Here is a 26932-nt window from a genome sequence, read left to right as displayed (position 1 = left end):
CGAGAGCGTGCGGTTGCGCGGTGCGGCGCTGTGCGGAGCCCCATCGTGGACCTGTTACCTGGCAAGCGGTAGGGTTCGTTATGTTTTCGTAATTTCAGAATGCCGTACCGTCCTCCTACGGTCCCGCCGAGGAAGTGGACGGAAGGGGTGCCATGGCCATGGCCAGGGCGAGGAGTGAGGAGCGCCGCGGGGAGATCGTCCGCGCCGCCGTCGAGGTGATCGCGGAGCGCGGATACCGGGGGGCGTCCCTGGGCACGGTCGCCGAGCGCGTGGGCCTGACCCAGCAGGGACTGCTGCACTACTTCCCGACCAAGGAGGCGCTGCTCGTCGCCGTGCTGGAGGAGCGCGACCGCTGGGACACCGGCGGCGGCTCGCGTGCCGCGGCGGACACCTGGCGCCTGGACCTGCTGGCCTCCCTGGTGGACTACAACGCGATGCGCCCGGGCATCGTGCAGACCTTCTCGGCACTGCTGGGCGAGAGCGTCACTGACGGGCACCCGGCCCGGGAGTTCTTCACCGAGCGCTACGCCCAGGTCCGCGGGGAGATGGCGGCGGTACTGCGCGCCGAGTTCGGCGACCGCCTGCCCTCGGGGCTCACCCCGGAGCAGGCGGCCCCGCTGCTGACGGCGGTCATGGACGGCCTGCAGTACCAGTGGCTGCTGGCCCCCGAGTCCGTGGACATGCCAGCCGCCTTCCGCGCCTTCCTGACCCTGCTGCGGGGCGGCCCCGACGCCCGGGGCGCGTCCGCGACCTCACCGCACTAGTCGATCAGGAGCTCGCCCATCCCGCTCCAGCCGGTCGCCCCCTCGATGGTGGTGCTGACGATCTCGGGCGTACGGGTCAGCATCGGCCGCATGGTCTCCAGCGCGGCGCTGAAGTGCGCGGAGTTGACGTGCGCTTCGGCGGCGTCGTCCTGGAAGGCCTCCACCAGGACGTAGCTGTTCGGCTCCTCCAGGCTGCGCGACCACTCGAACCAGAGGTTGCCCGGTTCGGCGCGGGTGGCACGGGTGAAGGGCGCGACCTTGTCGGGCCACGCGTCGACGTATTCGGGCTTGACGGAGAATTTCACCACAATGAAGATCACACCGGCATTTTATGCACGCTGATTCGCACCGCGGGCGAACTCCTGCGCCACCGGCCGGGGGCGCAGGGCGGAGAGGTCACGGTCCGCGAGGTCCGGGCGCGACGCCAGCGCGGCGCGCACCGACTCCAAGACCGGCAGCGGCGCGTGGGCCGCGGCCAGGGCCACGTCCTTCGCGGCCAGGGCGACCGGGAAGTACGCGGTGTCGGCATAGGCCCGGGCCACCGCGCCCGCCAGCGGTCCGCGGGCCAGTTGGGCGCGGACCAGTTCCTCCGGCAGCCTCAGGGCCCCGCCCAGCCGCAGCGCCTCGGCCACCAGGGCCACCCCGCCGACCGCCGCGTTGATCAGCACCAGCTTCAGTGCCGCGCCGGAACCGGCCGGGCCGCACACGGTGACCTCGCCGAGGGCTTCGAGGACCTGTCGGACCGGGCCCGGCAACGGGTCACCGCCCGCCAGGACCCACAACTCCCCCGCCGCCGCCCGGTCGACGCTCCCCATCACGGGCGCGTCGGTCAGCGTCACCCCCGCCGGCAGCCGCCCGGCGAGCTCCCCCACCGCCTCCGGACCGACCGTCGAGGCGTCGATCCAGTGGACCCCGGGGCGCAGGGCGGGGAGCACGCCCTCCGCCACGGCCCGCAGCGCCGCCGGATCGGCCAGCATCGTGATGACGAGGTCCGCGTCGCGGACGGCCTCGGCGGGTGTCGCCGCGGACTGCGCGCCGGCCCGCGCGAGCGGCCACGCCTTCTGCGGCGTCCGGTTCCACACCGTCAGCCCGTAGCCCAGGGACAGCAGGTGACGGGCCATCGGGGCGCCCATGTGACCGAGGCCGAGGAATGCGATCTGGTGCGTTGTGTCCATGCCCACGACGCTAGGCGCGGGCCATCCATGCGACAAGCGAATGTCTAGCATGGCTGACATGCCGACACCGCACAGCTTGTACGAGGTCTTCCTGCGCGTGGCCCGCCTGGCCTCCTTCACCGCCGCCGCCCGATCCCTGGGCTACACCCAGTCCGCCGTCTCCCGGCAGATCCAGACCCTGGAGGACGAGTGGGGCGCCGCTCTCTTCGACCGCCTTCCGCGCGGCGTCCGCCTCACCGAGGCCGGCCGCGTCCTGCTCCCGCACGCCGAGGCCGTCGGCGAACGCCTGCGGACCGCCCGCGCCGAGCTCGACGCGCTGCGCACCCTGGGCGCCGGACGGCTGCGGATCGGCTCCTTCTCCACCGCGGACGCCGCGCTGCTGCCGCGTGCGCTGGCGGCTTTCCTGGCCCGCCACCCCGCCGTCACGGTCACCCGTACCGAGGGGCCGTCCGCCAAGCACCTCGCCCTCCTCGCAACCGGGGAGCTGGACCTCGCCGTCGTCGCCGAGACCTCCGGGCGGCCGCCCCGGGACTGCACCCCGCACCACCTGCTCGACGAGGGGATGTACGTGGCCCTGCCGGCCGGCCACCGACTGGCCGGCCGGGCCGGGGTGCGGCTCGCCGACCTGGCCGACGAGGAGTGGATCGCCGCCGGCACCCGCCCCGAGGAGACCCTCATGCACTCCGCGCTGGCGGGCGGATTCCGCCCCCGTACCGGCTTCGTCGCCGCCGACTGGATCGCCAAGCAAGGCTTCGTCGCGGCCGGGCTCGGCATCACCCTCGTCCCGGCGCTCGCCGCCTCCTCGGTCCGGCCCGACCTGGCGCTGGTCCCGCTGCACCCGGACGACACCCCACGCCGCGGGGTCTACGCGGCCACCCCGCGCGGGGCCGCCCCCTCACCGGCCGCCGCGGCCCTGCTGACCCTGCTGAAGGAGGCCGCGGACGGATGGGCGTCCTGAGCCGGTGAAGATCGCCGCAGCACATTCGCGCCCCGGCCGCGGCCGCTCCGCCGTGTACGCGCCGGGCGGCACGCGGCCGGCCGAAGCGGATGACCGCACGGCCCCGGTGGTGAGCGCCCCGATCGTCCCAGCGGTCCGACGGGGGCACCGGTCGGGGCGGTTCAGAGGGTGGGTCAGGCCGGCTCGGGCACGGGCCGGCGACGGTCCGGACGCGGGGCGTCGAGGTCCGGCAGCGCCGCGGCCCCGCGGTCGGGCAGCAGGGCGGGCAGCAGCACGGCGAAGGCCGCCACCGCGTACACGCAGGTCCACAGGACCCAGCCGCCGGGCGGGGCCCAGTGCGCCGAGGTGGCCACCCACGACCCCTTGGTGCCGACGGCGAACCGGCGCAGCGTCCAGTAGAAGGCGGCCAGGTCGGCCAGTGCGAGGGCGGCGACGGACAGGCCCACCAGGCGCCGCCACGGCAGGCCCCGGTCGGGAGCGCGCGTGGCACAGACGGCCACGGCCATCAGCGGCAGGCCGACGGCGAAGGGCAGCAGGTAGCGGCCCTGCCACACCATGCCGATCCGCTCTGCCTGCGAGGCCTGCGCGACCACCGGCACCATCACGACGGCGGCCAGCATGCCGAGCATCGCCACCACCTCGCGTGCGCGGCCGTGGACGAGTGCCAGCACGACGACGGTGGCGAGCACGGCCATCCACACCAGGTACATGAGGGCCGGGGCAGGGGTGTCCAGCCAGCCGAAGAAGCCAAGCATCTGCTTGATGTAGACCTCGGTATTGCCGAGGGTCTTCTTCGCGGCGACGCCCGTGGTCAGCGAGTCGGGAATGTCGATCTTCGAGTTGTCGGGGTGCCTCGCCGCCCAGAGCAGGGCGCCCGCCGTCGCCAGGCCCAGCAGGGCGGTCCAGAGCCACAGGGCCTTGCGGCGCAGCACCTGGCCCAGCAGTCCGCGCCGCTGTGTCAGGAACAGGCAGAAGACGACCGCCCCGCCGAACCAGATCAGTCCGAGTGGCCGGATGTTGATCAGCACCAGGCCGCCGATGCCGAGCCGGGCCAGTCTGCGGTTCAGCCGCGCGGGGTCCGGCGACAGGACGATCGACAGCAGGGCCGTCCACACCAGGATCCCGGCGGCGATCTCGCCCCCGCTGGGGTTGACCATGCCGGACATGTAGAGCGTCATGGGCGTGGCCGCGGCGAACACGCCCAGCATCGCCAGCGAGCGCCGCCGCCATTCGGCGGCCGTGACCACGGCACTGGCCAGCAGCGCCGAGCAGAGCAGCGCCGACATGAAGCGCATGAGATACAGCCCCTTGGGGCCGTCGATGAGCAGGCTCGGCCAGCCGGTCACCAGGTAGTAGCCGGGGTGGTAGCGGCCTGCGGCCGTGGTGGCCTGCGCCGTCTTCTCGGAGGTGCCGAGCGGCGGCGCGCAGGACGCGGGCTGTGCCTCCCGCCACGCGTAGCACTCGTGCACCGTGGGCAGCTGGCGGTACCACTCCGGGAGCTGCACCCCGGTCTCGGCGAAGTGCCCCTCGATGCCGGCCACCGTGTGCGGGACCATCACCTCGGTTCCGCCGATCTGGCCCCTGGCCACGGCGGCGGCGCGGATGAAGTGGGCGTGCTCGTCGGGGGAGCTGCCCAGGGGGCTGGCGGCCGCCCACGAGCCCGTGAGGGTGAAGAACAGCGCGAACGAGAGTAGCCAGAGCCGCTTGGGCGTCCTGGCCGACCAGTCGGCCAGCCGCGTCAGGGCGGAGGTCATCGGTCTCCTGGAAGTCATCGGATGAAGCCGAGCCAGCTCTGGTCGCCGTCCTTGGAACACGTCCCGCCGGGCGCGTACTTCGGGCAGCTGCCGTCCTGTTCCGTGATGGTGTGCGACACCCAGGGCAGGATCCGGTACGTGTTCTCCTTGACCGGCATGTAGCGGTCGGCCATCGAGGAGGAGACGGTGCCGAGGAGCAGCAGCAGGGCGCACAGGGCCCCGATCACTGCGCCCTCGCGCGCGGGGAAGCCGGTGCCCGCCCCGGGTGGCGTGGTGTGCGCGGGCTCCGATTGCGCTCCGGGCAGCGACCGGCGCGCGGCCATCCGCAGCGAGACCAGGTGGACCACCAGCGCGCACAGCAGCAGCCCACAGTAGAGCAGCTGGTTGTTCGTGCGGGTGTAGAGCTGGACGGTCTGCGTCTCGTACATGTGCGAGGCGATGTACATGCGCATCACCCACGCGCTGATGAGCATGGCGGCGATGGTGACCACCATCGGCTTGCGGATGCCCAGCCAGATCGCGGCGCCGAGGCCGACGAAGGTGACCAGGGCGAACAGTCCGACGCCACCGTACTCGCCGGGCAGCGGCCACTCGCCGACCTTGCCGGGCATGTCCGTGCGCCACATCAGGTAGTACGCCGGGTCGGTGAAGTTGTCGAACCGGAAGTTGTAGTCCTTGGTGGTCTGCCCCTCGGTCAGCATGACCATGAGGTAGCGGCCGGCGACCACGAGGAACGCCGCCAGGCTGGCGCCGAGGAAGGCCACGCCCTTGATCCGGCCGAGCCGGCCCTCCCTCCACGGGAAGTACAGCAGCGCGGCGAACAGCACGCCCGCCGCGCTCCACAGGAACCAGCCCGAGTAGGTGAGGAACATGACGCCGAGCAGCGCGCCGAAGCCGGCGCCCTTGAGCAGGAGCGGCCGCCAGCCCTGGGTGCCGCTGCGGCTGAGCGAGACCACCATCGCCACGAGGACCGGGACCAGTACGACGAGGACGGTCTGGCTATAGGGCTTGTAGGCGTCGATCAGCGCGAAGGCGGGGGCCACGCCGAAGGCGAGGGCCCGGAGCGGGCCGAGCAGCATGCGCCAGCACAGGTAGACCAGCGGTCCGAAGGCCGCGGCGCCGAGGATCTGGAGGTCCTTGAAGGCGTATGCGGTGTTGCCGCCGCGGAACCACTCGGCGTAGTAGCCGAGGGTGTAGAGCGGGGCCGGCGGGTACACGGGGGAACCGGAGGGGCGGCCGTTGGCCACGGCCTGGGCCCACTCGACGATGCGGCCGCTGTCGCCGTTGAGGCCGAACATCGGCCAGGGCGTCCCGTGGAGGGCGACGACGGCACCGGCGGCGACGAAGCCGCTGGCCAGACCGGCGAGGGCGGCGGAGGCGAACCGGGTGGCGAGGTCGAAGTGCCGGCCCTTGCGCAGCCGCACGGCCAGTGCCACCGCGCCCACGAAGACCAGACCGAGGAGAGCGAACCGCAGCTGGATCGCGGCGAGGCCGCTGACCTGCGCGATTCGGTCCAGGGGGTTGAGCTTGAAGCCGCGGGCGAGCAGCGGGAGCACCAGCGCCGCGGCGAACGCGACGAGTGCCTCGATGAGCAGGAGCCCACCGCGTGAGCCGACGCCCCGCCGGGCGGCCGGTATCGAGCGGGCGGGCGCGGCCGGTCCGCCCGGGGGCAGCACGGTCGCCGGGCCCTCGGTACTGACTGTCACTGCTCTGTATCCCTACTGCTGGTCGGTCCTCGGCCCGGTGGCCGGTCGTGGCTCCGCAAGCCGCTGCACGACTCCGGCCCCCCGCCGAAGCTCCGAACCGGGGCGAACTCAAGGGCAGTGAGAGACAGCCTTGGCACTTGCTGCCCTGCATCCTACGGGCCCGCCCCGGGCGGGCGGGGGTGGGTGGCCGATCACCGGCCCGCTACGCCGGGTCCGGCAGCAGGTGCCGGGCACCCCAGGCGCCGAGCGGTTCCAGGGCCGCATTCAGGTCCTGGCCGAGCGCGGTCAGGGAGTACCCCACGGCGGGGAGGACGCGGCGGGGGCCCTGCTTCTACTGAAGGAGCGGTAGGAACCGGCGACGCGGTGGTTACGGGAACGCCGGCGGCGGCGGTCCGAAGCCGGCCGGTGCGGCCTCGGCGGCGGGGGTCTTGTCGGTGCGCGTCAGGTCGCGGGCCATCAGCGTGGCCCCCGCCACCGCGCCCGGCATCAGGAGCACCGCGACGAGCGGCACCAGGAACGCCAGCACCAGCGGCACTCCGAAGCCCAGCGCCAGCAGCCGCCGCGAACGCAGCAGCACCAGCCGCTCGGGCAGCTCCATCGTGCGGCGCTGGAGGGCCACGGAGGTGAGCTCCTGGGTCAGGAAGTAACCGGAGACGCAGAACCCGAGTACCGGGACGACCGTCTGGCCGATCACCGGGACGAAGCCGAGGGCGAAGAGCAGAATGCCGTACAACGCCACCCGCCCGAGGACCTTCACACTGTCCCGAGCCGAGATCCACAGCTCCCGCCAGAGCGGGAGGCCGGACTGCGGGACGTCGCCGCCCTCGCTGCGGTCGACCTGCTCCGAGAGCGACTCGTAGAAGGGCTGGCCGATCAGCAGGGTGACGGCGGTGAAGGTGATCACCGCGAGGAAGAGCCCGAGGCAGAACAGCAGGGCGGTGAGGAAGCCGCGGAAGAGGCCGAGCCACGGGGCGGACCAGTCGTCGGCGAAGGGGGTCGCCCAGGCGGTCAGGTCGTCGGCGCCGTAGCCGAGCCCGACGAGGGCGCCGAGGTAGAGGGCGAAGGAGACGAGCCCGGGCAGCAGACCGAAGCCCAGCCACCGGCCGTGCCGCAACACCCATCGCTGTCCGGACAGCAGATACCGGAAGCCCCCCGCAAGATCGTGCATGGCGTCAGTCTACGGCGAAGGCCGCACCCCGATCGGGGTGCGGCCTTCAGGGTGCGGCTGCCGGATCAGACGGCGAGCTCGACGGTGATGTTGCCGCGGGTGGCCTTGGAGTAGGGGCAGACCTGGTGGGCCTTCTCGATGAGCTCCTTGGCGGTGGCGGCGTCCACGTTCGGGATCACGGCGGAGATCTTGACGATCAGGCCGAAGCCCTCGTCGTTCTTGCCGATGCCGACCTCGGCGGTGACCGTGGAGCCCGAGATGTCGGCGTTCACGTTCTTGGCGACGACGCCGAGGGCGCCCTGGAAGCAGGCGCTGTAGCCGGCGGCGAAGAGCTGCTCCGGGTTGGTGCCGGCACCGGAGCCACCGAGCTCCTTGGGCGGGTTCACGACGACGTCGAGCTGGCCGTCGTTGGTGGCGACGCGACCGTCACGGCCGTTCTCGGCGGTGGCCACGGCGGTGTACGCGACGTCGGACTGCTGGATGGACATGAAGAATGTTCCTCCTGGTAATCGCCGCGACTCGCGCCCACGGTCACGACGGTCGTGGGGTGAGCCTAGCCGGTGAAGGAAACGATCATCTTTCCGGTGTTCTCTCCGCGGAGCATGCCGAGGAAGGCCGCGGCGGCGTTCTCGACGCCCTCGACGACGGTCTCGTCGTAGCGCAGCTCACCGGAGCGCAGCCAGCCGGCCACGTCCTGGACGAACTGCTGCTGGAGTCCGGCGTGGTCGTTGACGAGGATGCCCTGGAGCCGCAGCCGCTTGCCGATGACCTGCATCAGGTTGCGCGGGCCGGGGGCGGCCTCGGTGTCGTTGTAGTGGGCGATCGCGCCGCACAGAGTGGCGCGGCCGTTCACGTTCATGGAGGAGATGGCGGCCTCCAGGTGGTCGCCGCCGACGTTGTCGAAGTAGACGTCGACGCCTTCGGGGGCGGCGGCGCGCAGCTGCTCGGCGACGGGGCCGTTCTTGTAGTTGAAGGCGGCGTCGAAGCCGTACTTCTCCGTGAGGAGCGTCACCTTCTCGTCCGAGCCGGCGGAGCCGATCACCCGGGACGCGCCCCTGATCTTCGCGAACTGGCCGACGAGGCCGCCGACCGCGCCCGCGGCACCGGAGACGAAGACGGAGTCGCCCTCGGCGAAGGAAGCGACCTCGAAGAGCCCTGCGTAGGCGGTCAGGCCCGGCATGCCGAGGACGCCGAGGTAGGCGGAGAGCGGGGCGAGGGAGGCGTCGATCTTGGTGGCGTGCTCCGCGTCGAGCTCCGCGTACTCGCGCCACCCCAGGCCGTGCAGGACGTGGTCGCCGACGGCGAAGCCCTCGGCGCCGGAGGCGACGACCTCGCCGACCGCGCCGCCGTCCATCGGGCGGTCGAGCTGGAAGGGCGGAATGTAGGACTTCACGTCGTTCATCCGGCCGCGCATGTAGGGGTCTACGGACATGTGCAGGTTGCGGACGAGGATCCGGCCGGCGGCGGGCTCGGCGTCGACAGGCACCTCACGCAGGGCGAAGTCCTCGGCGACGGGCCAGCCCTGGGGGCGACGGACGAGGTGCCACTCGCGGCTCACGGCGGGAATCTCAGACATTGCGGCGCTCCTGGTCAGAACGAATTGCTTCACTAGGTGAAACAACCATGCGCCTGGATATTTCATGTTGTCAAGTAAACGGGTACGCTGGATCCATGCCCAGTCGTCGTGTAGACCCAGTGACCGTCGAGGTCGTCGAACTCATCGGTGACGTCGTGAGCCGGTACCACATGGAATACGAGCACGCGGCCGCCAGCCATCAGCTGACCGGCGCCCAGGCCAAGGTGCTCAACCTGCTCTCCCTGGAACCGACGCCCATGCGCCGCATCGCGCAGAAGCTCCGGTGCGAGCCCTCGAACGTGACGGGCATCATCGACCGGCTGGAGGGCCGCGGCCTGGTGGAGCGCCGCCCCGACCCCGCCGACCGGCGGGTCAAGCTGGCCGCCCCCACCGAAGAGGGGCTGCGGACGGCGGAGCGGCTGCGCGAATCGCTGGACTTCGCGCGCGAGCCGCTGGCCGGCCTGTCCCCGGCCGAGCGAGCCGTACTGCGGGACCTGCTCAAGCGGATGCTGGCCTGATCGGGCCGGTCCCGGACGCGGGATCACATACCGCGGATCACGAACAGAAGATCCAGAACACACAGCTCCTGGTCGGCTCGGGCGCGGGCGGCGGGACCGGGAGCGGCGCCTCGGTGGCTCCGGTGGCGCTGGTGGCGCCCTGCCAGGGCGTGCCCGTTCCGGACGCCAGGACGGAGGGCCCCCGCCCGACGGTGGTCGGCGGCGGGCCCGACAGGGTCGGAGCGGGGGGTGAGCACGGTGCGGCGGCGGCACGCGCCCCGGCGGCGGGCGTTCCGCAGCCGGCGCACGCCAGCGCGCCGTTGAGGTGCCTCCGGCAGGCGCGGCAAGGGTTCATGACGCCCGCAGGCTACGCGCCGCACGGCGGCAGCCGGTTCCCGCGACGGTAAGGATCCTGTGTGGAATCGTTCCCCCCATGACACCCTTCGGGTCGAACGCGTTCCAGTTGGTGCTGTTGCGGCGGATGGCCGACTTCCAGCCCGACCTCGCCGACGAGGCCCGCCGCCGGCTGGGCGCCTCGCTCGCGGACCAGCGGGAGGCGAACAGGCACTGGCAGGCGATGGTGCGCTCGCCGCGCTCCCGCGGAGCGCTGGCCCGGTACCGCTCGGTGCTCGGGCCGCCGGAGTCCGCCGGGCGCCGCACGATCGGCGACCTGGAGTGCGAGGCCCTGCTGTGGCTGCTGCCGCTCTGGCCGGACTTGCGCTTCGAGGTGCTGGCCGCGCCGGACGGGGCGGTGTGGAACGAGTGGCTGGTGCGGGCCCCGGGGGCGCGGGGGCCCGTACTCCGGTCACCGGACGACCTGCTGCCCTGGTCGGCGACCGTGGACGAGGTGGCGCGGGCCTTCGCGCCCGTGCGGCCGATGGAGGGAACCGCGCCGACCCGCTGGCGCCTCGCCTTCACCGCGCAGGGACGGGCGTGCGTGGCGGAGTTCACCTACGGCCTGCTCCAGCGCGTCGGCCCCCGGACGTCCCGGTAGGCCCTGTCCGGCGGATCGGGAGCGGGCCCGGCCGCGGTCCGGCGGGCGGCCGGCGCCGCTCGCCGCGCCTCGGCTCGACACCTACGAGGCGAGGAAGGCCCGCACTCCGGCCGAGGTGCTGTCGTCGCCGAGCAGGTCGTTGTGCTTCAGGCAGCCGACCGGCGTGTTGGCGGCCCCCTCCAGCGGCACGCTGTCGTCAGGGTTGATCACCTCGTCGCAGTGCGACCAGAAGGTCGCGTACTTCACGGTGCCCGGGGTGGGGTCCCCGTCGCCCAGGCGCCTCACCACGTACGACCCGGGGGTCATGTCGCGGCAGGCCTGGTCCCACAGGGCGCAGGCCCACGCGGTGGAGGTACCGCGGTTGGGGCCGGCCAGCGAGACCCAGTGGTCCACGGTGGCCGTGCCCCCGCCGAACCTGACGTACCAGCGGCTGACCAGCGAACCGAAGGAGTGCGCCACGATGTCGACCCTGGCGGCGCCGGTCTCCCGGCGGACCTGCTCGACATAGGCGCCGAGCCGCCCGGCGAGCACCTCGTTGACGGACTGGTGGGTGTCGTAGCCGAAAGAGAAGAGCTCCGCATCGGTGTAGCCGTCGGCACGCAGATCGGCACGGAGGGACCCCCAGACACCCGGGTCGGCGTTGTACCCGTGCACGAGGACCACCGGGCTGCGCGGTGATGCCCGGTCAGCGGCGGGAGCCGGGGCCCGGTCGGAGGCACGGGCGGCGGCGGGCGCCGCGAGCGACGCCAGGCAGAGCGTCAGGAGCGCGGCCAAGGCCTGTCGGGCCGTCAGCATCGGTTCCCCCTTACCTTGTTACGCGCGAGTAGCGCGTGCGGTGCCGGCATGGTGCTGCCTGTCGGTACAGAAATCCACCCCCTTGCAGGCGCGACACACCCACGGCCGGAGCATTCCAACGGGCGGATAGCCCTAAATGCCCGAGATGATAGGACAAGCGACCGGCACCTCCGCCGGTCCTCTTGCGTCAGCGCTCTCGGGAGGTTCTGCCGTGACCGTCAGTCTTGAGCAGTTGCGCCGCTGCCACGTCGCCGTCGACCTGGGGGCGGCCAGGACCCGCGTGTACGTCAAGGGCGCCGGCCTCGTGGTCGACGAGCCCAGCGTCGCCGCGGTCAACACGCGCACCGGCGCACTCATCGCCGTCGGAACCTTCGCCGAGCGGATGACCGGACGCACGCCGGACTACATCAGGGTCGTGCGCCCCGTCTCCGGCGGCACCGTCGTCGACATCGAGATGGCCCAGCGGATGCTGCGCCATCTCCTCGGCGAGAAGCTGCGACGCGCCCTGCGGCGCAAGCCGCGGCTGCGGGCCGCCGCCTGCACCCCGCACGACGCGGACCCCCTCGCCCAGCGGGCGGCCGTGGAGACACTGGTCGGACTCGGGGCGCGGCGCGTCGAACTCGTCGACACCCTGATCGCGGCGGCCGTCGGCTGCGGACTGCCCGTGGAGCAGCCGACCGCGACGATGATCATGGTGTGCGGGGCCGCGGCCACCCAGGTCGCCGTCCTCTCCCTCGGTTCGATCGTCACCGCCCAGCGGATCCCCGTCGGCGGCGAGGCCATCGACCACGCCGTCGTCCAGCACCTGCGCCACGCGCACGAGCTGATGCTGCCCAGCCAGGCCGTCCGGCCGCTCCAGTTGGCCCTGCACGGCAACGGCCTCACCTCCGGAGGCCCCGCCTCCACCCTCATCCACGGCCGTGACGTGGCCACCGGCCTGGCGCGTTCCGTCCACGTGGACACCGCGGCCGTACGGGACGCCATCCACACGCCGCTGACCGCGGTCCTCGACGGGATGGGCAAGGTGCTGCGGGACTGCCCGCCCGACCTGGTGGCCGACCTGACGGACCGGGGAATCATGATGGTGGGTGGCAGCGCCCTGCTGCCGGGCCTGGACCAGATGCTGCGGGACGCCACCGGAATGCCCGTCGCCATCGCGGAACGGCCGGACGTGTGCGCCGTGATGGGTCTCGGCGCGATGCTCGAAGGGAAGATCGCCCCCATGGTCCTCAACCCGATGGCCGGATGACGGATCCCGGCCGGGACCCGGCCGGGAGGCCCGCACACGGTCCCCGGACGGAACCCGCCGAAAGACACCGAGAAGCACGGGGAGAAGCGCACGGGAGGCCCGCCGACCCGTCCGGCGAGGACGCGGTGAGCCTCCCCGTGCTGCTGGAGGCCGTACTGAGCGTCGGCTCCGAGCTCGAACTGCGCGCCACCCTCCAGCACATCGTGGAATCGGCGGCCGAGCTGTGCTCGGCCCGGTACGGCGCGCTCGGGATCCTCGACCCCGAGCGCGCCCTGGTGACCGAGCTGTTCACGGCAGGGCTGACCGAGGAGCAGCGGGCAGCCATCCCCCACCTGCCCGACGGCCGCTCCGGCCTGCTCGGAGCCTTCGTCGAGGACCCGCGGCCACTGCTGCTGGACGACCTCGCCCAGGACCCCCGGAACGTCGGCCTCCCGCCCGGCCACCCGCCCGTGCACAGCCCGCTCGGCGTCCCGATCCGGGTGCACAACGAGGTGTTCGGCACCCTCTACCTCACCGAGAAGCACGGCGGCGGCCCCTTCACCGAGGAGGACCTCGCCCTGGTCCGCGTCCTGGCCGCGCAGGCGGGCATAGCGATCGGCAACGCCAAGCTGTACGAGACCGCGCGCCGCCGGGAGCGCTGGATCGACGGGGCCGCCGCCGTGACCACGACCCTGCTGGCGGGGCGTCCGGCGGCGGACGCACTGAAGTGCGTGGCCGAGCGGGCCCGGCTGCTCGCCGACGCCGCGGCCGGGGTGGTGCTCCAGCCGACCCCCGAGGGCGGCATGGAGATCGTGGCCGCCTCCACCCCGGGGGACCCCGGGGACCTGATCGGGACCGCGATCGCCCCCGGATCGCCGGTGCTGGAACAACTCCTCGGCGGCGAACCCGTCTTCGTCGACGATTCGGCCACCGACCCCCGGATGACCACCCACGTCCGCGAGCGGTTCGGGCCGAGCATGATGCTCCCGCTGCAGAGCGGCGGCCAGCTGATCGGCACCCTGGCCCTGCCCCGCGCACGGGGCGGGCCGGCGTACGACGCGGTCGACCGGCTGCTCGCCTCGCAGTTCGCCTCCCAGGCCGCGCTGGCCCTGGTGCTGGCGGACGCCCAGCACGACCGGGAGCAGCTCGCGGTGTACGAGGACCGCGACCGGATCGCCCGGGACCTGCACGACCTGGTCGTCCAGCGGCTCTTCGCCACCGGGATGATGCTGGAGAGCACGCGCAGGCGGGCCGCCAACGCCCCCTCGGGGGACGTGGTCGGCGACGAGCTCACCCGCGCCGTGGACGAGCTGGACTCCACCATCCAGGAGGTCCGCACCGCCATCTTCGCCCTCCAGCAGCCTCCGACCGAAGCCCCGGCCACCTTCCGGGGGCGGGTCCTGCGCGAGACGGGCGGTGCGGCGGTCCTGCTCGGCTTCCAGCCGTCGGTGCAGTTCGCGGGCGCCGTGGACGCCCTGGTCCCGGAGGCTGTCGTGGCCGGCCTGCTCACCGCCCTGCGCGGCGCCCTGGCCGCGGCGCACCGGCGCGAGCAGGTCACGGCGATCGAGGTGGTGGTGGACGCCTCGCCCGAACGGGTCCGGCTGACCGTCACCGACGACGGCCGAGCGGAACGGGGTGCCCGGGGCACGACGGTGACCTGGGAGTCGGCGCTGTGACCTCGGCGGCGCGCTGCGCCCCGGCCCGGTGGCCCGAGGGCCTTCAGCGCCATCAGGGCCTTTGGCGTCGTCAGGGCCTTCGGTGTCGTCAGGGCCGTCCGGCGCGGTCGGCGGTGCGCAGGGCGATGCGGGTGTTGGACTGGGCCACCCCCGCGTCCCGCTTCAGGCGGCGCAGCAGGGCGTCGAGGGCGGCGGGATCGGCGGCTCGCGCCCGCAGGAGGTAGTCGTGCGCGCCGGTCACGTGGACCGCCTCGGTGATCCCGGAGAGCGTGGCGACCCGCCGCTCGAACTCCTCGTTGGTGGTGTCCTGGCGCAGGGTGACGTCGATGAAGACGACGAGACCGCCGGCGGTGTCGGCGGACGGGTCCACCACGACGGTGAACCCGCGGATCACGCCGTCCCGGCGCATCCGCCGCACCCGGTCGGCGGTGGCGTTGGCGCTGAGACCGACGCGGACCCCGAGGTCCCGGTACGAGATCCGCGCGTCCTGCTGCAGGATCCCGAGGATTTCCCTGTCGAGGCGGTCCATACCGCGATTGTCGCAGTCGAGCCCGGTATTCGTGCTCACACCGCGGAGGTGAGGGTCGACCCTCGACCGCATGAGCGAACTGATGACCCCGGCGCTGGCGGGCGCCGCCGCCGGCCTGGGCGTGGCGATGCCGATGGGTGCGATGAGCGTGCTGCTGCTCCAGGAGGCGATGCGACACCGCCGGACGGCGGTGGCCGCGGCCGCGGGCGTCGCCGTGGTCGACCTCGGCTACGCGGCCCTCGCCACCGCCGTCGGCCCCCGGGTGGCCTCCCACATCTCCCCCGTCGAGGCATGGGTCCGGCTGGCCTCGGCGGCGATCCTGCTGGCCATCGCGGCCCACGGCCTCTCCCGGGCCCGTACCGGCGCCGCGGCTCCGCCCGGGCCGGGCCCGACACCGGACACCGGCGCCGCGGGTGCCGCGCAGACCGCCACCGCCCTGCGGCCGGCCGGGGCCTTCGCCCGCTACGTCGCCCTCACTGCGATCAACCCCACCACCGCCCTGTACTTCGCCGCCCTGACCACCGCCCAGGGGGCGCGCCTGAGCAGCGGCCCGGCCGGGGCCGCCTTCCTCCTCGGCGTCGGGGCGGCCTCCCTCCTCTGGCAGCAGGCCCTCGTGGCCCTCGGCTCCCTCGCGGGCGCCCGCATCTCCGCCACCGCCCGCGTGTGGACCTTCCGCCTGGGCTACGGCCTGGTCGCCGCCTACGCGGTGGGGATCGCCCTGCCGCTGCCCTGACGGCCGTCGGTCCCGGCTGCCGGACCGCACGATCGGGACGGCCGGGCACGTCCCGGACCGAAACGCCCCCGAGCCGTGCGGTGCGGGCCGTGGACCCGGCGGACACGACCCGGCGCCGCCTCGGCGACAGGACCTAGGGTGACCGTGTGACGACCCGTCTCTCGGCCCGCGCGGCCATCGCCTCCGTGTCCGACGCCGGCAGCTTCACCGAACTGCCCGCCCCCCGAGGGGAGTCCCCCGCCGACGGCCCGCTGGCCTGGGCCGGCTACGGCTCAGCCCGCGCCCGCGCCGCCGAGCGCACGGGTGAGCAGGAGTCCGTCGTCACCGGCACCGCCCGCCTCGGCGGCCGCGAAGCCGTCCTGATCTCCTTCGAGTTCGGGTTCCTCGGCGGCTCCCTCGGGCAGCGCACGGGAGACCGGCTCGAAGCCGCGTACGCACACGCCCGCACGCACCGCCTCCCTCTGGTCTCACTCATCGCCACGGGCGGCTCCCGGATGCAGGAGGGCATGCTCGCCCTGACCCAGCTGCAGCGCGTGGCTCGCCAGAGCGTCCTGACCCGCGCCGCCGGGCTCCCCCAGCTCGCCGTCCTGCGCGATCCGACCACCGGCGGCGGCTGGGCCACCCTCGGGGCCGGTGCCGACGTGGTCCTCGCACTGCCCGGTGCCCAGGTCGGCTTCGCCGGGTCCCGGGTCCGCCCGGCGGACGCGGACCCGGCGGCGTACTGCGCCGAAGGGCAGTACGCCGCCGGTCACGTGGATGCCGTGGTCCCCGCCGCCCACCTGGCGGGCACCCTCGCCGACTGGCTCCGCGTGCTGGCCGCGCCCCGCCCGGACGGGCCCGTCAAGCCCCCGGCAGCGCTGGCCGGCGTACGCCCGCCGGACACCGGCTGGGACGCGGTGCGGCTGGCCCGCGACCCCGACCGGCCGCGCGCCGAGGCGTATCTGGACGCGTACTTCGAGCTCCGCCTGCACCTCTCCGGCGACCGGGCCGGTGGTACGGACCCGGGGATGCTGTGCGGGTTCGGACTGCGGGAGGGCCGGGCCGTCGCCTACGCCGCCCAGTGCGGCACGGCCACCCGCCCGGCGGGATACCGCACGGCAGCCCGCGTGGTCCGCCTCGCGGACCGGCTCGGCATCCCCGTGCTCACCCTGGTGGACACCCCGGGCGCAGCCAACGACGCCGCCGCCGAGCAGGCGGGCGCCGGAGCGGCCATCGCCGACACCTTCGCGGCGCTGGCGGCGGCCACCGTCCCGGTCACCACCCTCCTGATCGGCGAGGGCGGCTCGGGCGGCGCCCTCGCCCTGGCCGCGCCGGGAAATACCTGGGTCACCCCGGACAGCTACTTCTCCGTCATCGCCCCGGAGCTGGCCGCGGCCATCCTCAAGCGCCCGGCCTCGGCCGCCGCGGCCACGGCGGACCAGCTCCGCATCCGCCCCCAGGACCTGGTGGCCCTGGGCGTGGCCCGCGGCATCGTCGGCCCGGCGCGACCGGCGGACGGCCGGGGCCTGTCCGGCGGATCAGGGCCGGCCAGGTCACCGCATTAGGCCCGGGGCGCGCGGGCGTCGTAGCGGGCGAAGTTCCGCCAGCGCAGCGCGAGCAGGCCCACCACCAGGACACAGGCGAGCCCGCCGCCCGTGAAGGCGACGGCGGGCGAGGTCAGGTCGGCGGCGGTCCCGGCGAGGAAGTCCCCGAGCCGGGGGCCGCCCGCAACGACCACGATGAAGACGCCCTGGAGCCGCCCGCGCATGTCGTCCGGCGTGGCGGCCTGGAGCATGGTGGTACGGAACACCATCGAGACGGTGTCCGCGTACCCGGCCACGGCCAGGAAGAACAGCCCCAGCCAGAGGTTCCGCGTGAGCCCGAACACCGCGATGGCCAGCCCCCAGGCCGCGACCGCCAGCAAGATCGCCAGCCCGTGCCGCCGGACGCGGGCCTGCCAGCCGGAGAACAGCCCGCCCAGCAGCGCCCCGGCGGCGATCGCGGCCACCATCAGGCCGACCGTCTTCGCGTCGTCGCCGTACCAGAGCACGGCGACGGCGGGGAACAGTGCCTTCGGCTGAGCCAGCACCATGGCGGCCAGGTCGGTGAAGAAGGTCATCCGGATGTTGGGCCGGGTGCCGAGGAAACGCAGCCCGTCGACGACCGAAGCCCTCCCCCGCGCGTCTGCGGCCCGGTCCGGCTTCATCGACGGCAGCCGCCACATCGCGTAGAGCGCGGCGGTGAAGGTCACGGCGTCGATCAGGTACGCCCACTCGTACCCCCCGGCCGCGACGACGAATCCGCCCAGCGCGGGACCGACCATCGTCCCGAAGGTCATGGTCACGGAGTTGAGGGCGTTGGCGGCGGGCAGCTGCTCGGTCGGCAGCAGCCTGGGGATCATGGCGGACCGCGCAGGTCCGGTGAGCGCCCCGCAGACTGACTGGAGCGCGACGACGGCGTACAGGAACCAGACCCGGTGGAAGCCGAGCAGCGCGGCCGCGGCGAGCGTGACGGACAGGAGGGCCGCGCCGAGGGAGCTGTACAGGCCGAGCTTGCGCCGGTCGACGGTGTCGGCGATGGCGCCGCCGTACAGGCCGAAGACGACGAGCGGGACGAGCGAGAAGAGGCCGACCAGCCCGACCGAGAAGCTGGAGCCGGTGATGTCGTAGACCTGGAGGGAGATCGCCAGGGTGGTCATGGCCTGGCCGACCCAGGAGATGGTCCCGCCGATCCACAACCTCTGGTAGTCGGCCGAGGTGCGCAGCGGGGTGAGGTCGGCGAATATGCGCCGCCTCGGAGCGGTCCGAGCGGTCGTACGAGTCACATCGGATGATAACCAGCGGCCCCCTTGCGGTCCGCGGGGTTTTCCGGCCCTTCCACCCATCGGCACCAGCCGTCCCACCCTGCCCCGTGCTTCCGGAGCAGGCGGACGGTTGCCGCTAACTCGCCACTATCACCGCACATTTGACTGAATCGGCGTGCGCTCCTCACCTCTCGTTCAGCTCATGATGAAACGACTCGTATGTCCAGGGAGGCGTAGTGATCGAACCTGGCAACAGCACCACGAGCACCGGCACGACGCAGAACACGGTGCGCCCCACCGTGCCCCTCACCGTAGGCGTCGAGGAGGAGTTCCTGCTCGTCGACGCCCGCACCCTCCGGGTGGTCCCCGCCGCCCCGCTGGTCCTGGCGACGGCCGCCGGGCTGCCGGGCGAGATGCACCCCGAAGGCACCCGCTACCAGGTGGAGATATCCACCCCGGTCGCCGACTCGGCCGCCTCGCTGCGCGCCGAACTCGTCGCGCTGCGGCGCACCCTCGGGCAGGCGGCCCGCGCCCACGGCTGCCGGCTCCTGGCCGCGCCCTCACCGGTGGTCGCGGTGGAGGGGCCGTTGCACCTGACGGACGACGAGCCGCGCCAGCGCGAGCAGCACCGCCGCTTCGGCGCGCTCACCGACACCCTGGTCAGCTGCGGCCGCCACATCCACATCGGCACGCTCGATGTGGACACGGCGGTGGCCGTGTCCAACCGGATCAGACCGTGGCTGCCCACGATGATCGCGCTGGCCGCCAACTCGCCTTTCTGGGGCGGACGTGACACCGGTCACTCCAGCTGGCGGGCGATGGCCTGGTCCGGCTGGCCCTCGGCGGGCCCGCCTCCGCACTTCACGTCCACGGCCCACTTCCGGCGCTCCGTCCAGACCCTGCTCGGCTCGGGGGCGGCCCTGGACACCAAGATGGTCTACTGGGACCTCCGGCCGTCCGGACACTGGCCGACGCTGGAGTTCCGCGCGCCGGACATGTCCCCGTCCGTCGACACGGCCGTCCTCCAGGCCGAACTGGCCCGCGCCCTGGTCTCCACGGCGCTGCGCGAGACGGCCGAGCGGCGGCCCGAGCCGGCGGCACGGGACGACGTACTGCGCCTCGCGCGATGGCGCGCGGCCCACGACGGCCTGGAGGGCTTCGGCCTCGACCCGTACACGGGAACGGAACTCCCGGCGGCCGACCTGGCGGAGGCCCTGCTGGACCTGGTCGCCCCGGAACTGGCGTCCGCCGGCGACCTCGACCACGCCGCCAAGACCCTGGCCGGCCTCCTGCGCGACGGCTCGGGCGCCCACCGCCAGCGCGCCGCCTACGCCCGCCGCCAGGACCTGACGGACGTACTGCGCCACCTCGTGGACGAAACGGAGGACTTCTAGCCGGTCCCCGGCCCGCGGTCCGCGGTCCCGCCCCGACGGAACAGGTCGGTCCGTTCAGATCGGGCCACGAGCAGCGATCGGCCCTGACCGGCGGGATGCCGGTCAGGGCCGATCGGAGGCGTGGGTCCGGGAACCGGCCCACCGGGTCCGCGCCCGGTCGACCGCAGCAACCGCTGCTGCTCCGGCTACCGGCCGAAGACCAGGGCACACACTGCGCAGACAGCCGCCGTCAGCAGCATGGCGTCCGCGACGACGTCGGCAACCACCTTGCGGTGCACCGGGCCGTCCGCCCCGGGGGCGCGTCGTCCCCGGCTGCGGTACTTCTTGAGCTCGGCGGCCGCCTTGTCGGAGGTCTTGAAGAAGCGGTCGAGCAGAGAGCCCGCGAACCCGACCACGAGGTACCCCTCGCCCTCGGTGTCCACGACCCGCTCCTTCGGGAGCACGGTCAGGCTCCCGGACCCGCTGACCTCGATCCTGTGGATCGAGCCGTAGGGCACCTCATAGCTGAAGAGCGGGTTGACCACGGTGAGAGAGCTCTCACCGGCATGGACCCGGGAGCGGGTGATGCGGTAGGCGAACGATCCGGCGGCCAGCAGCAGCGCCGCCGCGAACCAGCCGTCCCGTTCGTCCCTCCACAGCCCGTCGTAGAGCCCCAGCACGGACCCACCGCAGAACAGCGCAAGGACGAGCAGGGCGAGCACCCGGAAGGAGCGGCGGCGGAGTACCCGTCCGCCCGTCACACGGCCGTATTCCATTCGGCTTCCCGTCCTTCGTGTGCGGTGGAGCCCGCCGAGGGGGCCGGGGAGCGGCCCCCTCGGCGGGATGTCATGGTGTCCTTCAGTTCAGCAGGAGCCCACCAGCAATCCGGGACTCGCAGGGCCGGCGCCACAGAATCCCAGGGCGAAGTTGGCGTTGCTCACCGAGTTTCCGCGGGTGACAGCCCAGTTGATCGGTCCTGGTTGTCTGATCGCCCCGCTGGTCGTGGTCGCCGGTTTGACGACGACGGAGGTCCGTGAGATCGCGCTGCCCCAGGTGGCCTGCTTGAGGGTGGCGCCGCCCCACTGAGCGTACTTGATGGCGGCACCCGTTCCGACGGCGGTCCAGGCCAGGCTCTTCCCGGCGGTCTTGAAGTCCCACTCGCCGGTCGTGACCCGGTCACCGACCAGGACCACGCCCGCGCTCACGACACCGGCGACACCGCAGACGCCCGCCGAGGCGATCACACACGTCGCGAAGCCCGCCGCCGGAAGCACCCGGTTCTTCCAGCCGTCCCAGGTGCCGAAGGTCTCCTTCGTGCCGTCCCAGAACTTCTGCCAGCCGGACCGGTTGTCCTTGGTGTTCTTCTTGACGTCGTTCTCCCGGGCGCGCTGCTCGTCCGCCTTGCGCTGGGCCTCGCGGGCCGCCGCGTCCGCCCGCGCCTGCGCCTGGGCGCGTGCGTTGTCGGAGACGAACGGGCCATACACCCTCGGGGTGGTCGCCGGCCGGTACGGGCCGAGGACGGGACTGCGGCCGCCGAAGTACGAGGACCGGCTGAACACGGTCCGCCGCCAAGCCATGACGACCCGGACGACCAGACGCACGAGGTTGATGATCGTGCGGATGAAGCTCCCGAAGAACTTGCCGTCGGGGTCCGCGTACACCAGCGGATTGTTGTTGCCGTAGGTGTAGCCGTGCATCTGTTGCGGATCCCCGGTGTCCATGACGGGGTCCACGGAGATGAAGCGGCCGAGCGTCGGATCGTACTCGCGCGCGCCCAGGTGCGTCAGGCCGGTGGCATCCGCCGTACCCCCCACGAAGCCCTTGCTGCCCGGCCAGTGGGACGGCTGCGCGACGCGCTGGCCGCCGAAGACGTGCTGCTTGCGGCGGGTGACCGCCTGGCCCATGCCCATGAGGACGGCGACGGTGGCCGTGCCGTGGTGGTCGGCCAGCATGACGCTGGTCTGACCGCTCACCTTGGTGGCGACGGTCTTGCCGTCCTGGACGTAGTGGCGGGTGCCCGTCTTCTTGCCTGCCGTGTCGAGCTTCAGCTCGTTGCCGGCCGGCAGGTAGAGGGTGGTCCCGGTCGCGTCCTTGGCCAGGACGCGGTTGCCGTCGGGGTCGTAGCCGTACTCGGTGGTGCGACCTCCCTCGACGACCTTGGCCAGACGCCCCTCGGCGTCCCAGATCAGGTCCTGGGCGCTCGCTCCGACCTTGCGGGAGGTGGTGTTGCCCGTCTTGTCGTAGCCGTAGGTGTCCTTCTTCGCGTCGGCCTCTCCCTCGGCCTGGCTGGTCACGGAGGTCAGGGCGCGCTTGCCGGCGCCGTTCTCGCCGTAGCCGTAGGTACGGGTGATGTCCTTGGTCGCCACCACGTCACCGGCGACCTTGTGCTGGACCTCAGTCTTTCGGTTGCCGATCGGGTCGTAGGTGAAGGAGTGCCAGTAGGCGTCGGGACCGCCGACCTTCGGCGCGGTGCCGCCGGCGGTGCCGTCGGCGTTGGGCTTGGCGGCGCAGCCGTCCGTCGCCGTCCAGGCGTTGGTGATCCGGCGCAGCGCGTCGGTGGTGAAGCACTGGGTGTCCACCGACTTCTGCTGGTCCTGGCCCGAGGCCGTGGCCAGGCGGGTGATGTTGCCCGCCAGGTCATAGGCGTACGTGGTGTCGTCGATGCGCGCCGGGCCGGTCTCACGGTCGGTGACCGTACGGGTCAGGTTGCCGGTGTGCTCGTCGTACTCCTTGGTCTCCCACACACGCAGACCGGCCTGGCCGAACTCGGTGCGCAGCGGACGCTTGAAGGCGTCGTACGTCACGTTGTTGACCAGCGGGCCCGCCAGGCTGCTCGTGCCGACGACCTGGTCGTACGGCAGCGAGGTGGAGTAGCGGTGGCTGACCCGCTCGGCGGCCTGGCCGCCAAGGGCCGGGTGGCGGGTCCACTCCAGTTGCCCGGTGCGCTCTCCGTAGCCGTACGTCCACTCGTAGGTTCCGGCCAGCGCACCCTCACGGCCGGGAATGGTGATCCTGGTTCCGGTGGGCTGGTAGCGCTGGTTGAGCCCGGTGGTCTCGAAGACGTACTCCTGTCCGTCCAGGTAGCGGACGGACTTGGCGACCTGCCCCTTGGCCACGGAGTCGTAGATCCAGCGGGAGAGCGTGGTGCCGCCCTGCTTGATCTCGGTCTTGCGGCCCAGCGCGTCATAGGCCGTGGTGATGGTGACGCCGTTGGCGTCCTTGGCCGACACCGGCCGGTCAGCCTGGTCGTAGGCCGTCTCGATCGGGCCCTTGTCCGGGTCCTCGGTCCGTGTGACGCGCCCCCGGTGGTCGTAGTGGTAGCGCCAGACGGAGCCGACCGGATCGGTCGCGGTCTCCTTCAGGCCGGCCGGGGTGTAGGTGTACTTCGTGGACTGCCAGGTGGTACGGGCGTCGTCGGTGTACTGGATCAGCTCGACCGTGCGGTCGTCGACGTCCTTGACCGTGGTGGTCGCGGTCTCCCCCTTGGGCGGGATGATCGTCGTCCGGTCACCGTCGTAGCGCGTCGAGGTGCGCCGCTGCTCGACGGTGTTCTTCTCCGCGATCTGCACGGTGGGGCGGCCGGCCCCGTCGTACTCCGTGCGGACCAGGTCCGCCACCTTGGTGTCGTCGCCGGTCACCAGGGTCGGGGACGGGTCACCCGTGGCGTAGTAGCCGTTGTAGGTCTTCCACTCCAGGCCGCGGGAGTCGTACTTCTTCTCGGAGATGATCCGGCCGATGCCGGTGCCGGAGGGCACCTGCGTCTCGCGCTCACGCAGCAGACCGTCGTAGAAGGTGTACTCGCTCCGGTAGTCACCGGTGTGACGCAGGGTCTTCGTGGTCACCACGGTGGGCGCCGTACGGGAGACCGCGTACGTGTACTCCCTGCTCGGTTCCTTTGGGTGCTCGGACTTGGTCCAGCCGGGCTCCCACGCCTTGACGACCCGGCCCAGGCCGTCCCGTTCGGCGTCGGTGCGCCGTCCGTTGACATCGGTCTTGGCGGTCTCCTCGCCGCGGCCCGGGTCCGACTCGACGCTGGAGGAGTGGCCCAGCGCATTCGCGGTGACCGTCTTGGTGGGCACGTACTGGGTGGCGGGGGTGAAGGTCGTGGTGGTCTTCTCGCCCGCCCCGTTCACCGTCTCGACGGTCCGGCCGTGCTGGTCGGTCTTGTTGGTCTCGACGGTGACGAAGCCGGTGCCGGCCGCGTCCTGCTCGTCCACGCGGGTCACGTCGCCCTTGGTGGGGGCGGCGCCCAGGGTGGTGGAGCCGTCGAAGTAGGTGCGCCTCTCGGAGATCAGGTCACGCGGCAGCGTGAGGGCGGAGCCGCAGAGCGCGGCCGTCTTCTTCACCGACGCGGTGGTCGCCAGCAGGTTCGCCCCGGTGTTGCGGGCGTACGTGGTGGCCGTGCAGCTCTCGTCACCGCTCTTGCCGGTGTCGCCGTGGTCGGACTCGGTCGCGAGCATGCCGTGCGCGTCGTAGGCGCGCTCCACCTTGGTGCGGCGCCAGCCTCCGCCGACCTGGGTGCGGGTGGTCTCCGTCTGCTCGGCGGCGGACCTCCGCGCGGTCAGGGCGGGCAGCCCCGGCCGGGCCCGGCTGGCCGTCACGGCGGACTGCCAGGGGGTGAAGGTGCCGGCCTCGATCAGCTTGCCGTCGAGGAAGGTGCCCTCCTCGCGGGTCATACCGGAGAACACCGCCTGGTCGGTGACCTTGTTGCCCTCGGAGTCGGCGACGTCGGCGCCCGCGATGCCGCGGAAGTAGCGGTTCTCGGTGTGCAGCCTGGGACCGTCGGTACCGCTGCCGACCGTGGTGCGCACGTGACCGTAGCCGCGGAAGTCCGCGTACGTGAGGTGCTCCGGCTTGGCGAACTCGGTCTCGGCCTTCGCCCAGGCCGCGCCGCCGAGGTAGGTGTAGTTGGTCTGCTTGGGCGGCGCGCCGCCCCACCGGTCCTCTTCCCGCACCTGGGTGACGACGTAGGTGTGGAACCAGTCCTTCACCGGCTTGTACTCAGCGGCCGGCGAGTCGGGCGAGGACCAGAACACCGGATAGCAGCGCTTGGTGTTGGAGGATTCCGAGGGCAGCGATCCGGGGGTGCACTCGGGCGCCGAGTAGGTGACCGCGATGGTGCCGCCGGACTCGGTGTTGACGGCGTTCACCCGGTAGCGGATCAGCGGCGGAATGCCGTCGCCGGTGGCGTCCACCCGGTTCTGGAGCTGGGTTCCCATGAAGGTCACCGGAGGGAGCGAGACGGGCGTGCCCCCGGTGTGGCCGGTGCGGGTGACCGAGGCCAGCCACAGGGCGGGGCTGGAGCCGTCACCGGTCGACGGGAACTGGTGCGTCAGCTTCCAGGAGTCGACCTTCTGGTAGCCGGTGCCCACCCGGACCTCGGTGGTGATGTCCGTGATCCGCTTGCGGGACCAGAAGGACGGGCTGTAGCGGCTCTTGCACTCGGTGCCCGGTGCGCAGTACTGGTCGAACGGCACGTCGGGCCAGTGCTTGGCGTTGTCCTTGGTGAACTTGGACTCGGCGCAGTCGAACGAGGAGCCGGGCAGGCAGCGCTCGGCCTCCTTGAAGGTGATCTTCGCTGCCGGGGTGCCGGTGTAGAGGTTGCCGGCGCGCAGGCCGTACTCGATGCGCTTGAGGTGGCCGCCGCGGATGTAGGGGGTGGCGGTGGAGGCTCCGGTGGACGTGTTGACGTTGCGCCCGTAGTGGTTGGTCTCCTTGCCCCAGTAGTACGCCATCGCGTCCCCGTGCGGGCTGACGACGTAGTCCAGGTTCCAGCGCCAGCCCTGCTGGCACCAGGAGTCGGCGAAGGCGCTCTTGTGGCAGGGCTCCGCGGACTGGTTGCCGTAGACGGGGACGGTCCAGGTGGAGTCCGTCACCGCCTTGCCGGAGGACCAGCCGGGCAGCCGGTGGTAGCCGAAGTAGTACTGCACGCCGCTGGTGTCGGTGACGCGCCAGTACTCGCCGTTGTCGTCGCCGTTGCCGCGTCCGGTGTCGGTGAGTCGTTCGACCTTCGTGCCGTCGTCGCCGGCCAGCTTCCAGACGCCGGTCTTGTCGTCCTTGACGAGTTCGCTGGTCTTGCCGCCCAGGGAGAGTACGGCGTTGTCGCTGCCCCAGCAGAGGTCACCGGTCTTGGCCTTGTTGTTGCCGCCGGTCATGTCGTTGTTGCACGGCCGGTAGCGGCGCTCGACGAAGCCGGGCTCCAGGCCCCAGCCGTCACCGATGTTGTTGGCCTGGTTGTTGGTGGCGGCCGTACGGCCGTCCAGCGAGGAGGAGTTGTAGCTCAGCGCGAGCTTCGGGCCGAGACCGCCGGGAACCGTGGGGGTCTGGAGGTCGTACGACCAGGTGAAGGCGCCGGAAGGGCCACCGGACTCCCAGCTCGCGGAGGGTGCGAGCGGGGTGGCCGTGAAGTCGCCCTCGGATCCGGCGGGGGTGGAGCCGACCGCCAGCAGGGTCGATGAGCCGGCGGACGCGGCCGCGGGGGCGGCGGCGTAGGAGGCGAAGGAAGCCGTGCCCGTCGCCGGACCGGCGCCCGTGGCGGCCCGCCCGCCGTCTCCGGCCGTGTGCCCGGCCGGGTCCGTCCCCGGGGTCGCCGTGGCCGTGCCGAAGGTGGCCTCCGCGGTGACCGTGCCGTCCTCGGGCCGGTTGCGCACGTTGCCGAGGGGCTTGGGCTTGCACTCGGCGCGGTCCGGTGTGGTGAGCGCGCAACCGGGCAGTTCGGCGAGGGTGAGCCGGGAGGCCCAGCCGCCGCCGTAGGCGTTCTGGAAGGCGGAGTAGTCCACCTTGACGTCGGCGGCCCCGCGCGCGCCCTCGACCGCGAGGACCACTCCGTCCACGCCGGCCTTCTCGGTCTGCGCCCGGTCGAGCACGCGTACCCGAACGTCGCCTGACGCCGGCGTGGCCCCGGCGGCGGCCTTGGGCGCCAACTCCACCGGCAGTCCGCCCGGCTTGGCCCGTGCGGCGGCTCCGTGGCCGGCGAGCTTGAGCCGTTCGGACCCCGCGGACGGCCAGTCGGTGTCCTGGGGGTTAAAGGTGGATGAAGCCACCGTGTCCTTGCCGGACTTCACTTCTGTGACGGGTACCGGCTTGGTCTGCTGCAGCGCGGGCAGGGACAGCGGGGTCAGCGCCAGCGCCTCTGCCGAGACGAGGCCCGCGAGCAGCGCCGTGGAGGTGATGACGGTCACCGATCTGGCGAGCCCACGGCGCCTGCCTGACCTGGTTTTTGAT

At 72.6% G+C, this 26932-nt stretch carries 22 protein-coding genes; 9 read left to right on the top strand and 13 right to left on the bottom strand.

Annotated features, from left to right (window positions below; all coding sequences use genetic code 11):
• The first annotated feature begins 158 nt into the window (after nt 1–158).
• Complete coding sequence (locus ACFW2G_RS13560) at nt 159–764, top strand: TetR/AcrR family transcriptional regulator (protein WP_384448820.1); 606 nt, start codon at nt 159–161, stop codon at nt 762–764.
• On the opposite strand, the gene ACFW2G_RS13555 is transcribed toward ACFW2G_RS13560, so the two are convergent.
• Together ACFW2G_RS13555 and ACFW2G_RS13550 are read right to left on the bottom strand one after the other, a co-directional pair.
• Nucleotides 761–1084, bottom strand: coding sequence for a putative quinol monooxygenase (locus ACFW2G_RS13555; protein WP_037923987.1), 324 nt, complete (start codon nt 1082–1084; stop codon nt 761–763). The genes ACFW2G_RS13560 and ACFW2G_RS13555 overlap by 4 nt on opposite strands.
• Nucleotides 1085–1093: 9 nt before the next feature.
• Complete coding sequence (locus ACFW2G_RS13550) at nt 1094–1939, bottom strand: NAD(P)-dependent oxidoreductase (protein ID WP_384448693.1); 846 nt, start codon at nt 1937–1939, stop codon at nt 1094–1096.
• 49 nt (nt 1940–1988) lie between these two features.
• Between ACFW2G_RS13550 and ACFW2G_RS13545 the strand changes: the two genes are divergently transcribed.
• Nucleotides 1989–2897, top strand: coding sequence for a LysR family transcriptional regulator (locus tag ACFW2G_RS13545; RefSeq protein WP_384448696.1), 909 nt, complete (start codon nt 1989–1991; stop codon nt 2895–2897).
• Nucleotides 2898–3070: 173 nt separating this feature from the next.
• Here ACFW2G_RS13545 and ACFW2G_RS13540 read toward each other — a convergent pair whose 3' ends face one another.
• From ACFW2G_RS13540 to ACFW2G_RS13515, 6 genes are all read right to left on the bottom strand, one after another.
• A complete protein-coding gene (locus tag ACFW2G_RS13540; protein WP_384582309.1) occupies nt 3071–4651 on the bottom strand; it encodes a DUF2142 domain-containing protein in 1581 nt (526 codons plus the stop codon).
• A gap of 14 nt (nt 4652–4665) precedes the next feature.
• A complete protein-coding gene (locus tag ACFW2G_RS13535; RefSeq protein ID WP_384582307.1) occupies nt 4666–6357 on the bottom strand; it encodes a hypothetical protein in 1692 nt (563 codons plus the stop codon).
• Between the two features lie 202 nt (nt 6358–6559).
• Nucleotides 6560–6658 carry a hypothetical protein gene (locus tag ACFW2G_RS13530; protein WP_384582305.1) on the bottom strand — a complete coding sequence of 33 codons (99 nt, stop codon included), beginning with the start codon at nt 6656–6658 and terminating at the stop codon, nt 6560–6562.
• Between the two features lie 66 nt (nt 6659–6724).
• Complete coding sequence (locus ACFW2G_RS13525; protein WP_037923973.1) at nt 6725–7525, bottom strand: EI24 domain-containing protein; 801 nt, start codon at nt 7523–7525, stop codon at nt 6725–6727.
• A 65-nt stretch (nt 7526–7590) separates the two neighbouring features.
• Entirely contained in the window at nt 7591–8013 is a 423-nt protein-coding gene (locus ACFW2G_RS13520) for an organic hydroperoxide resistance protein (RefSeq protein ID WP_037923971.1), read from the bottom strand.
• Nucleotides 8014–8078: 65 nt separating this feature from the next.
• Nucleotides 8079–9101: an NADP-dependent oxidoreductase gene (locus ACFW2G_RS13515; protein ID WP_384448708.1), complete on the bottom strand. Its 1023-nt coding sequence runs from the start codon at nt 9099–9101 to the stop codon at nt 8079–8081.
• Nucleotides 9102–9196: 95 nt separating this feature from the next.
• On the opposite strand from ACFW2G_RS13515, the gene ACFW2G_RS13510 reads away from it, so the two are divergent.
• Entirely contained in the window at nt 9197–9619 is a 423-nt protein-coding gene (locus ACFW2G_RS13510) for a MarR family winged helix-turn-helix transcriptional regulator (protein ID WP_037923966.1), read from the top strand.
• A gap of 412 nt (nt 9620–10031) precedes the next feature.
• On the top strand, nt 10032–10592 hold the full coding sequence (locus tag ACFW2G_RS13505; protein ID WP_037923962.1) for a hypothetical protein: 561 nt from the start codon (nt 10032–10034) through the stop codon (nt 10590–10592).
• 81 nt (nt 10593–10673) lie between these two features.
• Here ACFW2G_RS13505 and ACFW2G_RS13500 read toward each other — a convergent pair whose 3' ends face one another.
• A complete protein-coding gene (locus ACFW2G_RS13500) occupies nt 10674–11387 on the bottom strand; it encodes an esterase/lipase family protein (protein ID WP_384582302.1) in 714 nt (237 codons plus the stop codon).
• Nucleotides 11388–11598: 211 nt separating this feature from the next.
• On the opposite strand from ACFW2G_RS13500, the gene ACFW2G_RS13495 reads away from it, so the two are divergent.
• Nucleotides 11599–12636, top strand: coding sequence for a rod shape-determining protein (locus ACFW2G_RS13495; RefSeq protein WP_037923958.1), 1038 nt, complete (start codon nt 11599–11601; stop codon nt 12634–12636).
• The gene (locus ACFW2G_RS13490; RefSeq protein ID WP_384582300.1) at nt 12633–14291 is read left to right on the top strand and encodes a GAF domain-containing sensor histidine kinase; all 1659 of its coding nucleotides are present in this window, start codon (nt 12633–12635) and stop codon (nt 14289–14291) included. The genes ACFW2G_RS13495 and ACFW2G_RS13490 overlap by 4 nt, the downstream gene beginning before the upstream one ends.
• 88 nt (nt 14292–14379) lie before the next feature.
• Here ACFW2G_RS13490 and ACFW2G_RS13485 read toward each other — a convergent pair whose 3' ends face one another.
• A complete protein-coding gene (locus tag ACFW2G_RS13485; protein WP_384448723.1) occupies nt 14380–14820 on the bottom strand; it encodes an Lrp/AsnC family transcriptional regulator in 441 nt (146 codons plus the stop codon).
• A 70-nt stretch (nt 14821–14890) separates the two neighbouring features.
• Between ACFW2G_RS13485 and ACFW2G_RS13480 the strand changes: the two genes are divergently transcribed.
• Both ACFW2G_RS13480 and ACFW2G_RS13475 read left to right on the top strand, forming a co-directional pair.
• Nucleotides 14891–15553, top strand: a complete 663-nt coding sequence (locus ACFW2G_RS13480) for a LysE family transporter (RefSeq protein WP_384582298.1) — start codon at nt 14891–14893, stop codon at nt 15551–15553.
• Between the two features lie 146 nt (nt 15554–15699).
• A complete protein-coding gene (locus tag ACFW2G_RS13475; RefSeq protein ID WP_384582296.1) occupies nt 15700–17097 on the top strand; it encodes a carboxyl transferase domain-containing protein in 1398 nt (465 codons plus the stop codon).
• Here the strand turns inward: ACFW2G_RS13475 and ACFW2G_RS13470 are convergent.
• Nucleotides 17094–18356 carry an MFS transporter gene (locus ACFW2G_RS13470; protein ID WP_384582294.1) on the bottom strand — a complete coding sequence of 421 codons (1263 nt, stop codon included), beginning with the start codon at nt 18354–18356 and terminating at the stop codon, nt 17094–17096. The two genes, ACFW2G_RS13475 and ACFW2G_RS13470, sit on opposite strands and share 4 nt — an antisense overlap.
• Nucleotides 18357–18571: 215 nt before the next feature.
• On the opposite strand from ACFW2G_RS13470, the gene ACFW2G_RS13465 reads away from it, so the two are divergent.
• Nucleotides 18572–19729, top strand: a complete 1158-nt coding sequence (locus ACFW2G_RS13465; protein ID WP_384582292.1) for a glutamate--cysteine ligase — start codon at nt 18572–18574, stop codon at nt 19727–19729.
• A 185-nt stretch (nt 19730–19914) separates the two neighbouring features.
• Here the strand turns inward: ACFW2G_RS13465 and ACFW2G_RS13460 are convergent, their stop codons facing one another.
• Both ACFW2G_RS13460 and ACFW2G_RS13455 read right to left on the bottom strand, forming a co-directional pair.
• Nucleotides 19915–20484, bottom strand: a complete 570-nt coding sequence (locus ACFW2G_RS13460) for a hypothetical protein (protein WP_384448735.1) — start codon at nt 20482–20484, stop codon at nt 19915–19917.
• Between the two features lie 87 nt (nt 20485–20571).
• Nucleotides 20572–26889, bottom strand: a complete 6318-nt coding sequence (locus ACFW2G_RS13455) for an RHS repeat domain-containing protein (RefSeq protein ID WP_384582290.1) — start codon at nt 26887–26889, stop codon at nt 20572–20574.
• Nucleotides 26890–26932: the final 43 nt, after the last annotated feature.

The sequence above is a fragment of the Streptomyces sp. NPDC058880 genome, assembly GCF_042742535.1.
Lineage (GTDB): Bacteria > Actinomycetota > Actinomycetes > Streptomycetales > Streptomycetaceae > Streptomyces.
This window is presented reverse-complemented; position numbering and strand designations above follow the sequence as displayed.

Coding starts and splice junctions, on each gene's coding strand:
- ACFW2G_RS13560 (WP_384448820.1), top strand. CDS start 159: ATGGCCAGGGCGAGGAGTGAGGAGCGCCGCGGGGAGATCGTCCGCGCC.
- ACFW2G_RS13550 (WP_384448693.1), bottom strand. CDS start 1,939: ATGGACACAACGCACCAGATCGCATTCCTCGGCCTCGGTCACATGGGC.
- ACFW2G_RS13545 (WP_384448696.1), top strand. CDS start 1,989: ATGGCTGACATGCCGACACCGCACAGCTTGTACGAGGTCTTCCTGCGC.
- ACFW2G_RS13540 (WP_384582309.1), bottom strand. CDS start 4,651: ATGACCTCCGCCCTGACGCGGCTGGCCGACTGGTCGGCCAGGACGCCC.
- ACFW2G_RS13525 (WP_037923973.1), bottom strand. CDS start 7,525: ATGCACGATCTTGCGGGGGGCTTCCGGTATCTGCTGTCCGGACAGCGA.
- ACFW2G_RS13520 (WP_037923971.1), bottom strand. CDS start 8,013: ATGTCCATCCAGCAGTCCGACGTCGCGTACACCGCCGTGGCCACCGCC.
- ACFW2G_RS13515 (WP_384448708.1), bottom strand. CDS start 9,101: ATGTCTGAGATTCCCGCCGTGAGCCGCGAGTGGCACCTCGTCCGTCGC.
- ACFW2G_RS13510 (WP_037923966.1), top strand. CDS start 9,197: ATGCCCAGTCGTCGTGTAGACCCAGTGACCGTCGAGGTCGTCGAACTC.
- ACFW2G_RS13505 (WP_037923962.1), top strand. CDS start 10,032: ATGACACCCTTCGGGTCGAACGCGTTCCAGTTGGTGCTGTTGCGGCGG.
- ACFW2G_RS13500 (WP_384582302.1), bottom strand. CDS start 11,387: ATGCTGACGGCCCGACAGGCCTTGGCCGCGCTCCTGACGCTCTGCCTG.
- ACFW2G_RS13490 (WP_384582300.1), top strand. CDS start 12,633: ATGACGGATCCCGGCCGGGACCCGGCCGGGAGGCCCGCACACGGTCCC.
- ACFW2G_RS13485 (WP_384448723.1), bottom strand. CDS start 14,820: ATGGACCGCCTCGACAGGGAAATCCTCGGGATCCTGCAGCAGGACGCG.
- ACFW2G_RS13480 (WP_384582298.1), top strand. CDS start 14,891: ATGAGCGAACTGATGACCCCGGCGCTGGCGGGCGCCGCCGCCGGCCTG.
- ACFW2G_RS13460 (WP_384448735.1), bottom strand. CDS start 20,484: ATGGAATACGGCCGTGTGACGGGCGGACGGGTACTCCGCCGCCGCTCC.